The organism is Niallia sp. FSL W8-0951 (assembly GCF_038006525.1).
GTDB lineage: Bacteria > Bacillota > Bacilli > Bacillales > Cytobacillaceae > Niallia > Niallia circulans.
This window is the reverse complement of record NZ_JBBOVK010000003.1, coordinates 75,222-88,773: the sequence shown is the minus strand read 5'-3', so window position 1 is coordinate 88,773 and position 13,552 is coordinate 75,222. Positions and strand designations below refer to the sequence as shown.

At 37.2% G+C, this 13,552-nt stretch carries 11 protein-coding genes, 8 tRNA genes and 1 rRNA gene; 1 reads left to right on the top strand and 19 read right to left on the bottom strand.

What is annotated here, in order from left to right:
- Positions 1 to 4: 4 nt before the first annotated feature.
- The 9 genes from NSS71_RS22770 to sigW all read right to left on the bottom strand — a co-directional run bounded on the left by NSS71_RS22770 (position 5) and on the right by sigW (position 10,927).
- Positions 5 to 1,111 (bottom strand): tetratricopeptide repeat-containing glycosyltransferase family 2 protein, encoded by a 1,107-nt coding sequence (locus NSS71_RS22770; protein ID WP_061800736.1) that lies wholly within the window; start codon positions 1,109 to 1,111, stop codon positions 5 to 7.
- 459 nt (positions 1,112 to 1,570) lie between these two features.
- Positions 1,571 to 2,050: a GbsR/MarR family transcriptional regulator gene (locus tag NSS71_RS22765; protein ID WP_061800738.1), complete on the bottom strand. Its 480-nt coding sequence runs from the start codon at positions 2,048 to 2,050 to the stop codon at positions 1,571 to 1,573.
- A gap of 30 nt (positions 2,051 to 2,080) precedes the next feature.
- Positions 2,081 to 2,884 (bottom strand): alpha/beta fold hydrolase, encoded by an 804-nt coding sequence (locus NSS71_RS22760; protein ID WP_061800739.1) that lies wholly within the window; start codon positions 2,882 to 2,884, stop codon positions 2,081 to 2,083.
- Positions 2,885 to 3,478: 594 nt separating this feature from the next.
- The gene (glmS, locus tag NSS71_RS22755) at positions 3,479 to 5,281 is read right to left on the bottom strand and encodes a glutamine--fructose-6-phosphate transaminase (isomerizing) (protein ID WP_061800741.1); all 1,803 of its coding nucleotides are present in this window, start codon (positions 5,279 to 5,281) and stop codon (positions 3,479 to 3,481) included.
- A gap of 620 nt (positions 5,282 to 5,901) precedes the next feature.
- Complete coding sequence (gene glmM / locus NSS71_RS22750; RefSeq protein WP_047943949.1) at positions 5,902 to 7,254, bottom strand: phosphoglucosamine mutase; 1,353 nt, start codon at positions 7,252 to 7,254, stop codon at positions 5,902 to 5,904.
- 42 nt (positions 7,255 to 7,296) lie between these two features.
- Positions 7,297 to 8,619, bottom strand: coding sequence for a CdaR family protein (locus tag NSS71_RS22745; protein WP_047943947.1), 1,323 nt, complete (start codon positions 8,617 to 8,619; stop codon positions 7,297 to 7,299).
- The gene (gene cdaA, locus NSS71_RS22740; protein WP_047943946.1) at positions 8,612 to 9,436 is read right to left on the bottom strand and encodes a diadenylate cyclase CdaA; all 825 of its coding nucleotides are present in this window, start codon (positions 9,434 to 9,436) and stop codon (positions 8,612 to 8,614) included. Before cdaA ends, NSS71_RS22745 begins: the two co-directional genes overlap by 8 nt.
- 257 nt (positions 9,437 to 9,693) lie before the next feature.
- Entirely contained in the window at positions 9,694 to 10,344 is a 651-nt protein-coding gene (locus tag NSS71_RS22735) for an anti-sigma factor (protein ID WP_341152060.1), read from the bottom strand.
- Between the two features lie 19 nt (positions 10,345 to 10,363).
- Positions 10,364 to 10,927: an RNA polymerase sigma factor SigW gene (gene sigW, locus NSS71_RS22730; protein ID WP_047943945.1), complete on the bottom strand. Its 564-nt coding sequence runs from the start codon at positions 10,925 to 10,927 to the stop codon at positions 10,364 to 10,366.
- A gap of 325 nt (positions 10,928 to 11,252) precedes the next feature.
- On the opposite strand from sigW, the gene NSS71_RS22725 reads away from it, so the two are divergent.
- On the top strand, positions 11,253 to 11,420 hold the full coding sequence (locus tag NSS71_RS22725) for an aspartyl-phosphate phosphatase Spo0E family protein (RefSeq protein ID WP_082138414.1): 168 nt from the start codon (positions 11,253 to 11,255) through the stop codon (positions 11,418 to 11,420).
- Between the two features lie 82 nt (positions 11,421 to 11,502).
- On the opposite strand, the gene rocF is transcribed toward NSS71_RS22725, so the two are convergent.
- The 10 genes from rocF to rrf form a co-directional block, all read right to left on the bottom strand.
- On the bottom strand, positions 11,503 to 12,399 hold the full coding sequence (gene rocF, locus NSS71_RS22720; protein ID WP_047943944.1) for an arginase: 897 nt from the start codon (positions 12,397 to 12,399) through the stop codon (positions 11,503 to 11,505).
- Positions 12,400 to 12,588: 189 nt separating this feature from the next.
- Positions 12,589 to 12,661 (bottom strand) — tRNA-Lys (locus NSS71_RS22715).
- 2 nt (positions 12,662 to 12,663) lie between these two features.
- Positions 12,664 to 12,738: transfer RNA gene (locus NSS71_RS22710), tRNA-Gln, on the bottom strand.
- 43 nt (positions 12,739 to 12,781) lie between these two features.
- Positions 12,782 to 12,865 (bottom strand) — tRNA-Tyr (locus NSS71_RS22705).
- A gap of 30 nt (positions 12,866 to 12,895) precedes the next feature.
- Positions 12,896 to 12,971: transfer RNA gene (locus tag NSS71_RS22700), tRNA-Thr, on the bottom strand.
- A 28-nt stretch (positions 12,972 to 12,999) separates the two neighbouring features.
- Positions 13,000 to 13,075, bottom strand: a tRNA-Val gene (locus NSS71_RS22695).
- 3 nt (positions 13,076 to 13,078) lie between these two features.
- Positions 13,079 to 13,153, bottom strand: a tRNA-Glu gene (locus NSS71_RS22690).
- 15 nt (positions 13,154 to 13,168) lie between these two features.
- A tRNA-Thr gene (locus NSS71_RS22685) sits at positions 13,169 to 13,241 on the bottom strand.
- A 27-nt stretch (positions 13,242 to 13,268) separates the two neighbouring features.
- Positions 13,269 to 13,343 (bottom strand) — tRNA-Asn (locus NSS71_RS22680).
- A gap of 10 nt (positions 13,344 to 13,353) precedes the next feature.
- A 5S ribosomal RNA gene (gene rrf / locus NSS71_RS22675) occupies positions 13,354 to 13,470 on the bottom strand.
- Positions 13,471 to 13,552: the final 82 nt, after the last annotated feature.

Sequence of the window (13,552 nt, the reverse complement as noted above, 5' to 3'; positions counted from 1 at the left end):
CCTTTTATTGATTTCCATGCTGTTCACCCCCGGAGCTAGCTTGCTGCTGAAGGATATCTTCAAAATATTTTTTGTTGGCTAGCATTCTTGAATCATGGGGACGGTATTGTAATGCCGATTCATTATGCTGATAGGCAAGCTGATGCTGGCCGAGTTTATCGTAGCAGACTGCTAATTGCAGGTGGGGAAGCCAGGTCGCGCAGGCGCGGTTTTGAAAAGCCAGGTTTTCTGCTCCTTTGTTTTCTATTGCTTTTTCATACCAATAGACCGCACTTTGAAAATCGTTTTTTTCTAAAAAATAGTATCCCAACCTGCAGCAGGTTTCTGCTCTAGGCGGTCCATAGACGAGCGTGTGGAGCACCCAGCTTAATTCTTTTTCCTTCAGCCCCAATGAATGATAGCAGTCTGCTAATTTATTGCACGCTCTGATATTATCCTCGACCCATCCCTGTTTCATTTGTAAAAACCGTAAATAATACTCAATTGCTTGCTCCATTTTTCCGTGATCACACAACTCGTTCGCATAGTAAAATAAATCTCTTGGAGAAAAATCCTTTCCTGACGAGGCCATTTTTTCATAAATTCGGAGGTTGCGATCTGCGTCATGGCTAAGTGGAAGGTGAGAAACTGCAACTTCACTGTGGTGAAGGTTTCCGTACACTTCCAAATATTCATGGACGGCGCCAATCCACTTAAAGCTTTTTTCGCGTTTTACCAGCCGGTACCTTCTTAAGCTGGATGTGACGTTATTTTCTTCATCAAAAGCTAAATGGTATTTCATTGAGACCGCGTCAATACGCGGATCTAGCGTTCCTTTTAAATCCAATAAAATCTCTTGATCATTCTCAGTAAACACGTCGTCGGCATCAAGCCATAAAATATAGTCGGTCGTTGCCTGCTGAAACGAAAAATTTCGGGCAGCCGCAAAATCATCAGTCCATTCAAAATCAAAAATCCGGTCTGTATAACGGGCAGCGATGTCCTTCGTCTTGTCAACTGAACCGGTATCCACAATGTTTATTTCATCAGCTATCCCTTGCACAGAATCTAAGCACCGTCCAATAACAGCTTCTTCATTTTTTACAATCATGCATAAACTGATTGAAATCACATCGCCACCTCCGTTTTATTTTGTTTTTTCTTTATGGCATAGACAAACATGTAATCAATATGGGCATGTTTTGACAAGTGATCAAAAGACAAACCAAATTGCCCGGCAAGGAATTGAAGTTCTTGTAAAAAGAGCTGTATGTTTGATTAGTATCGGAGGAATGGGAGGTGATGGATTTTATGTCATAAAGATATTCAGGAAATAGAGTATTTATGTTGCGAAGTTGCAACTTTATTTTAAATCTAAAACTGCACCTTTTGATTACAATAAAAAAGCGTTAATCTTTTTTCGATAAACGCTACCCTAGAGTTAAAGAAAAAAATCCTGTAAAAACAGGATTTTAAACAAACTTTATTATAAATTATCATTCTTTATTTTAAATAACCGAACTTTGTTTTAAATGATAAATCTTTTTTATAGACTGGACCACCTGATGTTCCTGCTCAATTATATCTACTACTAATTTTTATCTTTGATTTCTTTCCTCCATTCTAACAACACTTTTTCATGACTAGAGATCATACTATCAACCCAAAGGAGCATTTCAGAAAATTTCTTATTTGCATCAGAGTGTTCTTCTAATGCTTTTAAACCTAGTTCTACAATTTTTTTCAAGTTTTTAAAACCATCAATCCTCGTTTTTATGGCATTATCCCATATGGACTCACTAACGGAATAATAATCTGTTCTATCTCCAACAGCTGATACTTTCTCTAACAATCCCATAGAAACTAGGAGTCTCACGTTTGTCGATACACTCCCTCTGCTTACCTTTAAAAGATTGGACATTTGTTCAGCTGATATAGGTTGATTAGAAACTAATAATAATCCTAAAATTCTTCCACCAATTCGTGGAATCCCATAGTCCTCATAATAAATACCTAACTTTTCTACAAATACCTGTTTTTCTTCATCATACTCCAACTTATTAACGTCCATGACTGAATATACCTCTCTTTTTACAGTTATCTATTGATCATTCAAAAAGTCCCAAAAAACAGTATTAAATTGTGAAGGATTATCCTGATTAGCACAATGACTTGCATTGGATATTTCAAACAACCTACAATTTGATTCACTAGATGCCCATGAAGAAGCAATTCTTTTAATATTTCCTGTTTGGTCATGTTCTCCATAAACAAGCAAGATAGGTTTGTTTATTTTATATTCTTCTTCATAATGTAAACATGCTGCAGTTGCTAAAAATATTTTCATAAAATCCTTTTTTCCTACCAGATCAAATACCTGCTTCAAATAGAATTGTACATGCGGTTTTATCGCACTTGCTTTCACACTTGCGTTAACCAAGTAGCTCCATGGGTACATCCGAATAATAAGTGGGGTTAAGTTCAAATAAAACCTCTCTAAACCTGTCAACTTCATTGTATTACAAGTACAATCAATCAATACTAGCTTCTCTACTCTATATGGATAATAGAATGCCATCTCTTGTGCTGTATTGCCACCCATTGATTGACCAACAAATGTCGCCTTTTTTATACCTTCTTTATTCATTATCTCTACTAAATCATCCATCAATAACTTTATACTAAATTTATCACCCATGGGCCTAGATAAACCATGACCTCTTGCATCCCAAAGCAAGAGATTGAACTCATTACTTACAATTGGTACTTGCTCATTGAACATCTCGTGATCAGCACCAGCACCATGTAAGAATATTAACCATGAACTCTTTCCTTTATTTGAAACCCAATAGTGGATGTTACATCCATCTTTACTCAAAACTTTCTCAAATAATTCATTATTCATAGAAATACCTCACTTTATGAATACTTTAATATCTAATCTTATTTTATCTGTTTTACTTATTTTAATAAATACTAAAATAAGTAAAACCTAACACTGCATGGTTTCTATCTGTTAATTGGCAAATAGTTTATAGCTCCATTGTTTTTTGAACACCTCTTTGGATTGAATAATTACTGATAATATATCAAACGGCCATATCCAATAGGACGATCATCTGCTAATCCTACAAACATACCAGCATCATGTAATACACCTTCTATTTGATTATTATTCTCTTCCAATTCTCCCCTTTAATTATATTCCACTACAAAAAGTCAGTCCCAACCCTTATTGGACAAGGGATTGGAGGAATATGGAATAGAACGAAGCGATTGAATTTGCACCTAAAAACAGAATGAAAATTTGCCGAATCCCCATTGGATTTCAATCTGGTTTTCACCCGCTTTTTCGCATAAAAAAAACCGAAGGTCTGCCGGGAAAAGTACCGGAGAACCTTCGGAATTGGAACGTTATTTTTATCTAAGAACCCTTAATTTTATCTAAGGAAGGGAACTTTTATTTGAAGACAACTCACATAAAGAATTACAAAATAAATCACTCCACCGTAACACTCTTAGCCAAGTTACGTGGTTTATCTACGTCACAGCCTCTATGAAGTGCTGCATAGTAAGCAATTAATTGTAATGGTACTACAGAGATAAGGGGTGTTAACAGGTCGTGCACAGCTGGTACGATGTAGCGGTCGCCATCCATTTCTAAGCCTTTCATTGAAATGATGCATGGGTTTGCTCCGCGAGCTACTACCTCTTTCACGTTACCACGTATGCTTAAGTTAACACTCTCTTGTGTTGCTAATGCGATAATAGGTGTTCCATCTTCAATTAAAGCAATTGTTCCATGCTTTAATTCTCCACCTGCGAATCCTTCTGCTTGGATGTAAGAGATTTCTTTTAGCTTTAAAGAACCTTCAAGGCCAACATAGTAATCAATGCCGCGCCCGATATAGAAAGCATTTCTTGATGTTTCCAGATATTCTCGAGCAATAGCCTCTAGCTCTTCTTTATCTTCAAAAACGCCTTCCATGGCATTGGCAATGATACCTAATTCATGAATAAGATCAAAATCTATCTGGTAGCCTTTGTTTCTTGCTGTTACTTCTGCAAGGATAGACAATACAGCCATTTGCGAAGTATAAGCTTTAGTAGAAGCTACTGCAATTTCCGGACCAGCATACAATAATAAGGTGTGGTCCGCTTCACGAGACAATGTGGAGCCTGGTACATTTGTGATTGTTAGAGTTGGATACCCCATCTCCTTCACTTGCACAAGTACAGCACGGCTATCTGCTGTTTCTCCACTTTGTGTAATGAAGATGAACAGTGGCTTTTCAGAAAGCAGCGGCATATTATAGCCGAATTCACTTGCAACATGAACCTCTACAGGGATTTTTGCTAATTTCTCAATAAATTGCTTTCCAAGAAGACCGGCATGATAAGATGTACCAGCAGCTACAATGTACAGACGATCGGCAGCTTTCACCGCTTCCACGATCGCTGGATCAATTGTCAGCTTTCCATCTTTGCCTTGATATTCTTGAATAATTTTGCGAATAGCTACTGGCTGTTCGTCAATTTCTTTTAGCATATAATGAGGATATGTCCCTTTTTCAATATCACTAGCATCTAGTTCTGCCGTATATGCTTCCCGGGAAATAACCTCTCCCTCTAATGTTTCAATCGTTACCTCGTCTTTTGTCACGATCACAATTTCTTTATCTACTAATTCCACATATTGATCAGTTACTTGAAGCATAGCCATTGCATCACTTGCGATAACATTGAAGCCTTCCCCTAAACCTATCAATAATGGGCTTTTATTTTTTGCTACATATATCATGTCTTTGTTTTGCTCATCTAATAAGGCAAATGCATAAGACCCTTTTAATAACTTTAGTGTTTGAACAAATGCTGCCTTTACATCACTTCCAGCTTCTACAAAATGTTCAATAAGTTGAACAACGACTTCCGTGTCTGTATCACTTTTCAAAGTGATATCAGCAAGATATTCCTTCTTTAATAAGTCATAGTTTTCAATAACGCCATTATGAACAATTGTAAAGCGTTCTGATGCACTTTTATGTGGGTGCGCATTTAATCTGCTTGGCACGCCATGAGTTGCCCAGCGTGTATGACCAATTCCAGCAGGTGCAAATACCTCTTCGTCCACAATACTGCGTAGGTCAGCAATTCGTCCTTTTTCTTTAAAAACTTGAACTCCCTCTCCATTGCTTAATGCAATACCAGCTGAGTCATAGCCTCTATATTCTAGTTTTTCTAAACCTTTTAATAAAATCTCTTTCGCATCCTGATTTCCAATATAACCAACAATTCCGCACATACTTCTTTTCCTCCGTTCTAAGGGAGCAAGAAGTCACTATTTAGGGAACAAACTTGCTCCCTTATCTCTGTTTTTTTGGGGTTATAAGTCGTAATATACTGCATCTTTTGTCCTGCATAAAGACAGATAAAAACAAAAGGTTGTAGATAATACAACTTAAAGATTACGCTTCTGATTAGCATGCCCTACTCTTTGTGCATTAAGTTACCTTAATGTTTTAAAGTATGACTTACGATTGGCTAATACAACCGGGAGGCATCCGCCGAAAAATCGATAAACCTCCTCCTCGTCAACTAGTTTCGTGTCGTCCATTACTAGTCCAGGCGCTTCAAATTCCTAAAATAACTCCTATCCTCCTTAACAACAGGTTTGCTTTTATTCAAAAAGCAATTTAATCATACCCTACCAAGAATCGTTCCGTCAAATACAATCCTATGACAAAATCGTAAATTTTTATTTCATTAACTGAGGTAGGATACATTCCGACACGAAAAGCGGAAAAAATAATAGGGTAAAAAACATTCCTTCGGAAATGTCTTTCACCCTAATAATGTATTCTATCGTGCTAATTGTGTTCCAAATTGCATAGATATTAGTATAAGTCCCTTATGTGTTTAAGTTTATTCTTCTGGTAAACCCATTTCCTCTTTAACAACTTCGGAAATAACATTCACATAAGCTTCACATAATTCCTCTGTTGGAGCCTCCGCCATCACACGTACAAGTGGCTCTGTTCCAGAAGGACGAACTAAAATCCTTCCATTTCCGTTCATATCTTGTTCCACTTTTGCAATTACTTCTTTTACTTTTTCATTATCTGTTACATGAAATTTATCTGTCACTCTAATATTCACTAATTTTTGCGGAAATTTCTTCATTTCTCCTGCAAGCTCCGATAGCTTTTTCTTTGTTACTTTCATAATATTAACTAATTGCAGCCCAGTTAAAAGACCATCACCTGTTGTGTTGTAGTCAAGGAAGATAATATGTCCTGACTGTTCTCCACCAAGGTTATAGCCATTATTACGCATTTCTTCGACTACATAACGGTCTCCAACAGCAGTTGGAATGCTCGTAATTGCGTGTTGTTCTAGCGCTTTATAGAAGCCTAAATTACTCATGACAGTAGACACAACTGTATTGTTTTTGAGTCTTCCTGTTTCTTTTAAGTATTTTGCACATATATACATTATTTGATCGCCGTCAACGATATCCCCATTTTCATCAATAGCAATCAAACGATCACCATCACCGTCAAAGGCTAACCCAACATCTGCTTCTTTTTCTAGGACAAATTTAGAAAGCGCCTCAGGGTGTGTAGAACCTACGCCATCATTAATATTTAATCCATTCGGTGATGCGCCCATTGTAGAAATATCCGCATCCAAATCTGCAAACAAATGCATTGCTAAGGAAGAAGTTGCTCCATGTGCACAATCTAATGCAATGTGAATACCTGCAAATTCTTCATCCACTGTTTGTTTTAAGAATTGCAGATACTTCTGACCACCTTCAAAATAGTCATCAACCTGACCAAGATCTGCACCCGTTGGTCTAGGCAGCGTATCTTCTGCTTGATCAATAAGTGCTTCAATTTCTAACTCTTGCTCATCCGATAGTTTAAAACCATCAGGACCAAAAAATTTAATTCCATTATCTGCGACCGGGTTATGCGATGCAGAAATCATTACTCCCGCCTGTGCTCCTAATGCCTTTGTTAAATAGGATACACCTGGTGTAGAGATAACACCTAAGCGCATTACTTCTGCACCAATGGAAAGCAATCCTGCTACAAGCGCTCCTTCCAGCATATGTCCGGAAATACGAGTATCTCGTCCGATTAATACCTTTGGTCTGTCGTGGTCTTTTGTTAGGACGAAACCACCATATCTTCCTAGCTTAAACGCTATTTCTGGTGTTAGTTCACTATTTGCCACACCTCGTACTCCGTCCGTACCGAAATATTTACCCATTTCTATATCGCTCCTTCTAACTAGTATAGATCACGTTTTATGTTAAGCCTCTTTATTTGTAATAGACACACTCGCCGTATTCGTAGCTAGTTCCCAATCTATATTGTCAGGCCCATTTACTTTAATAGGGACTTCGTGCTCCCCATCATCCATTCCTGTTAAATCTATATAGAGATTAAAATCAGAGACACTCAATTCCCTTACCCTATTTTGCTCCCCAGAAATCCGAAGACTTGTACTACTACTTTTTGGTTTAGTAATGGTTGCCTCCAAATCGCTATTTAAGCCTATAATAGTAATAGGTACATTGCTTAACGTTCTTGTTTCTGTTTTTTCTGTCGTCGCGGCTTCCTCTGAATCTTGATTCTCCTGCTCATCCTCTTTCTGTTCTTTTTCTTGTTCTTGCTGTGCTGCTGTTACCTTTACTGTAACCTTTACAAGCTCTGGATCAACAGATGTTACCCCATTGGATATAATGACAGGTAATGTTAATTCTTCATCCTTTTCTATTTTACTTAGGTCAACTTCAACTCTTGTGCTTTCCACATCTTTTAAAACATCTTCTGGACCAGTGATAGTTGCTTCCTTTGTATCCAAAGTTATCGAGTCAATCGTTATACCATCCTGTGGCTTACCTTGTTCCACTATATTTATAGGTACTGTTTTACTCGTTCTTTTGACAGGAATATTCACTTCTACTATTTCTGGTTCCACTTGCACATTTAATTTATTTAAACTACCATCCAATACAGAAACCTTCGCCTGTTGGCTTACTGCCTCATTTGTATTTCCATCAAGATTTACATTTGCCTTTACATAGGCAATTTTTTCAATCTCATCTTTTGCTCCTGTAACCTTAACTGTTTTTGGCTCAATTTTCGGTGTTCCAGCAGCGTATCCCTTCGCAATAGCGTTACTGCTAAATTCTGCTTCTACATTAAATTCTTGAGTAACCTTTTCTTTAACCGTGACTTTTATCGTTTCGGGATCAATCGTTGCCCTAATTTTATCAGATAAGTTCTTTATTTGAAGGGGAACGGTCTTACTTCCTAAATTAGCATTTGCTAAATTAACATATACCTCAAAATCCTTTTTCAATTTAGCCTGCTGTATATGAACCGTTGGACCTCTTAAAGTGACGGTAACTGTTTTCGGTATCCCTGTGACAACTACATTTTCAGTATCATAATAGGCTGTTACCGGAATATCCTCTAAAATAACAGTTTCAGAATCACCTGGAACATTTACATCTGTTGAACTTTCATTGGGATCATATGCATAGGAAAAAAGTAAAAGAGCAAAAGCTAAGGATAAAACTTTTGTAAACCAATTTTTACCTATTACATTATTAAACAATTTACTCATTTTTCTTCCCCTTCCAGCTCCACTTACTAGACGTGGTTTGTTTGGTAGAAGGTGTTATCAAGGCACTAGATAACATTTCTCTAAATGCATCTAGTTTTAATTCTCTGTGCAAATCACCGTTTTTCGTTATGGAGATTGCACCCGTTTCCTCTGAAACAACGACGGTTAAGCTGTCTGTTACTTCACTAATGCCCAGTGCCGCTCTATGTCTAGTTCCCAGCTCTTTTGAAATAAAGGGACTTTCCGATAGAGGAAGGTAACATGCAGCTGCGGCAATATTTGTTTTTTGTATAATAACGGCTCCATCATGCAGTGGAGTATTCGGAATAAAAATATTAATCAATAGCTCTGCAGATATCTTTGAATCAAGCGCTATACCTGTTTCTATGTAATCACTCATTCCTGTTTCTCTTTCAATTGTGATTAACGCACCAATTCTTCGTTTAGCCATATAGTCTACTGCTTTTACAATGGATTCCACTAACTGGGCTTGGAGTTCATGTTCTTGAACAACGGATCGTGAAAAAAACTTCCCTCGCCCCAATTGTTCGAGAGCTCTTCTTAATTCTCCCTGGAAAATAATAATAAGGGCTAATGCACCCCACTGTATTACCTGCTGCATCATCCAGCCTAATGTTTGTAGTTGGAAATAGTCACTTAACATTTTAATAATTAAAATAACAAATATTCCATTCAACAATTGTACCGCTTTTGTCCCACGGATAATTGTAATAATCTTATAAATGACATACCAAACAAGGATAATGTCTACTGTATTCGCTAAATATTTTAAAAAAGGGAAATCTGCAAACGACATTTTCCTTCCTCCAAAGTATATATTTCAAAAGTGACGTTTTGAAGATTTTTCCCTAACTCAAACATGTCAGGAGAAAACCTACAATTATCATATTATAACACAATTCCAATTAATACAAAGAAAAGCATAACCAACTATCTTGAAAACAATTAGATTGTCCATATCAGTAGTATATGTGTCTCCATTGTATTTAAGCCCTATTTTTACTCGAAAGAAAAATACATGTAAAACTAAATAAAAAAACCTGCAATTTAAAATTAAATTGCAGGAAGGCTATTTTTTTGGGTGTTATCCTCATCACTAAATACCCCTGTAATATCCGTTACAGTTTTCTTTATATGGTACCATAACCAATCAAATATCTCGTTTACCTCTTTAATATCACCAGTTACTTGGTTAGCAGAAGCCATATACTTCTTTCCATTGATTACTGTTACATTTCCTTCAACTTGTCCTTCTATTTTAATATCTCCATTACGAACGATCACATCACCTTTTACTGTCTCTCCCTCTGGCACAATAGCTGTATTATTTTCTACTATTATATTTGGCTGTTTCGAAACAGAAAACTGATGATCCTCATTCCATGACGACATTAGACTCGATATCATTAATATAAGGAAAAGGGAAGCAGCAGCAAGCATAGGATGATGACGCAGCCATCGTTTCACTCTGACTTGCTTCTTTTCTTCCGGTAATTTAGCAAGTATATTTTCTGTAAAGTTCATTGGTGCTTGAATGTGAGAAGTACTTTGGACCAGTGCGATAGTTTTTTTCAGTTCATGAAAATGAGTTGCACATTCTTCACACTGATCTAAATGCTTCTTTAATTCTTTTAAATTCTCTTCTTCTATTTCTTCATCAAGATATTGATGCATATAGGAAATAATCTCTGTTGTACAAGTCATATTATTTTCACCTTCTTTATCAGACATACCGTAATTGTTTTCTCAACGCTTCTCTTCCCCTGTGAATACGCGTTTTAACTGTTCCTAAAGGAAGCTCCAGAATTTCACTTATCTCATTTAAAGAAAGTTCTTCGATATATTTTAAAACGATGACTGCTCGATACTTTTCAGGAAGTTTGGAGATTTCCCTTTGTATCATTGCTTGCAGTTCCATACTCTCTACATCTTCCTCAGGCAATTTTCCATCCGAGGAAATTTGCGAGTACATATTTAAGCCGTCTGTTCCTGGAACCTCTGCATCAAGATAATAATCTGGTTTCCTTTTTCTTATACGGTCAATGCATAGGTTTGTCGCAATACGATATAGCCATGTTGAAAACTTATATTCCATATTATAGCGATGAACATTCACATATGCACGAATAAAAGCCTCTTGTGCTATATCCTCTGCTTCATGCCTATTCCCCAACATCCGATAACAAATTTGAAACACTTTATCTTTATATAGTTCGATTATGTCACCAAATGCATTTTTATCCCCTTTTAAAACTTGTTGAATCCTTTTTTTTACTAATGCTTCCATCTATTTACCTCCGCTCTAGTGCGGCTAATCGATTTACGAATCGACAGCAGGAAAGGTTTCATTTTTTCTCTAAAAAAATTTTATTTATGTATAAAAAAAATAATATTCTCACTTATATGTAGTGAAAAATCTCCCTATTATGCACATCTATCTTTTTTAGGATACTCATTCTTATTTTAACAAATAATGCCACATAATGTTTAAAATTTTTAGAATTGGTTATAAAAAAAGTAATAATATGCTAAAATCAAGACAAGCAACATTTGAATTTACTACGGCTATATAGATTATGAAGAATTATAAAAACATATAGAGGGTGAAGCAAATGAGTGATAGAAAATTATTAAAAGACATTGAAGAACATCGTGAAATGATGATCTATTTGGCAAACAACACTTCTTTTTCGCACCCAAAAGTTGTTGACTTAAGTACAAAATTAGATTTGTTATTAAATAAATATGAAAAAATATGTAGTGAACTATCTGTTAAATAATAAGATTGCTTTTTATCTTGCTTTCAGTCCAATTATCATCTAAAAAGCAGTGCACATCCATGCCTGCTTTTTAGATTTTAATTTATAGTAATTTTTCTCCAAATAGTGAACCCATCAATGCTACAGCTAACGAGGCAGTCTTGTTTCTTTCATCTAATATCGGGTTAACTTCTACAAATTCAGCGGAAGTAATAAGTCCAGACTCCGCTAACATTTCCATAGCTAAATGACTCTCTCTATAACTTATTCCCCCAGGTACTGGTGTTCCAACTCCTGGTGCATCATTTGGATCTAATCCATCTAAGTCTAGAGACAAGTGTACCCCATCTGTTTTTTCCTTTAAATAATCAATCGTACTCTCCATCACCTTCGTCATCCCTAGTCGATCAATTTCATGCATGGTAAAAACTTTTATTCCTAATTCTTTTATAAGCCTGCGCTCACCTTCATCTAAAGATCTAGCTCCTATTATCACTACATGCTCTGGTTTTATTTTAGGAGAGGTTCCTAATATATTGGTCAATAGCTCATGCCCATATCCTAAACTTACAGCCAGTGGCATCCCATGAATATTCCCTGATGGAGAGGTTTCTGCCGTATTTAAATCTCCATGTGCATCATACCAAATGACACCTAAATTGGTGTAATGCTTAGATACTCCAGCAAGTGTCCCAATTGCTATACTATGATCTCCGCCTAAAACAAGAGGAAATGACTTTGATTGAATAATCTTATCAACCATTTCTGCAAGCATTTGATTTTTTTCTGCTATTAAATGAAGATTTCTAAGATTGCTTTGGACATCTATTATGGTTTCTGGTCTTCCTACTGATATATCTCCCCAATCTTCTATAGAGGAAAATAGCTTTGATAATCTTTCAAAAATACCTGCGTAACGGATTGCACTTGGCCCCATATCTACACCTCTGCGCATTTGTCCAAGATCCATCGGCATTCCAATAATAGTCAGCTTTCTCATGAAAATCCTCCCCCATCTCTCCAGTCATATTCTTCTTTTATTGTACCTTCTTCTGAAACAATGACTCAACTCAACATCTTTATGTATATATATGCGAATATTCTATAAATCCCGAGAGGAAACAACAAGAATGCCATGCTTAAAAAGCACAAAAAAACCAAACACGATTGTGTTTGGTTTAAAGAAAGATGAGCCATGGAGGATTCGAACCTCCGACCCTCTGATTAAAAGTCAGATGCTCTACCGACTGAGCTAATGGCTCGTTGGCTGGGCTAGCTGGATTCGAACCAACGAATGACGGAGTCAAAGTCCGTTGCCTTACCGCTTGGCTATAGCCCAAAAATATAAAAAGGACATATAATTAATATTGTCCAATCATAAATGGTGGAGGGGGACGGATTCGAACCGCCGAACCCGAAGGAGCGGATTTACAGTCCGCCGCGTTTAGCCACTTCGCTACCCCTCCGATATTCAAACTAATGACAATTTAAAAAAGTGGTGCCGGCTAGAGGACTTGAACCCCCAACCTACTGATTACAAGTCAGTTGCTCTACCAATTGAGCTAAACCGGCAATAAATTTATAAACTTTTAAGAATCAATGGTGGAGGATGACGGGATCGAACCGCCGACCCTCTGCTTGTAAGGCAGATGCTCTCCCAGCTGAGCTAATCCTCCAAATGGTGACCCATACGGGATTCGAACCCGTGTTACCGCCGTGAAAGGGCGGTGTCTTAACCGCTTGACCAATGGGCCATATTTATTTTCGTAAGCTTCCAACCGGGCTCGAACCGGTGACCTCTTCCTTACCATGGAAGTGCTCTACCTGCTGAGCTATGGAAGCACCTTGGCTAACATATAATAAAAATAATGGCTCCGCAGGTAGGACTCGAACCTACGACCGTTCGGTTAACAGCCGAATGCTCTACCACTGAGCTACTGCGGAATAATGGTATGCCTGGCGACGTCCTACTCTCACAGGGGGAGAACCCCCAACTACCATCGGCGCTGAGAAGCTTAACTTCCGTGTTCGGTATGGGAACGGGTGTGACCTTCTCGCTATCGCCACCAGACTTATTTATCAGACATGTATTATTATACATGTTTTAGATATTTTTTCAAGTGTAATTTCGAAAAATTATTCCCTGAAAACTA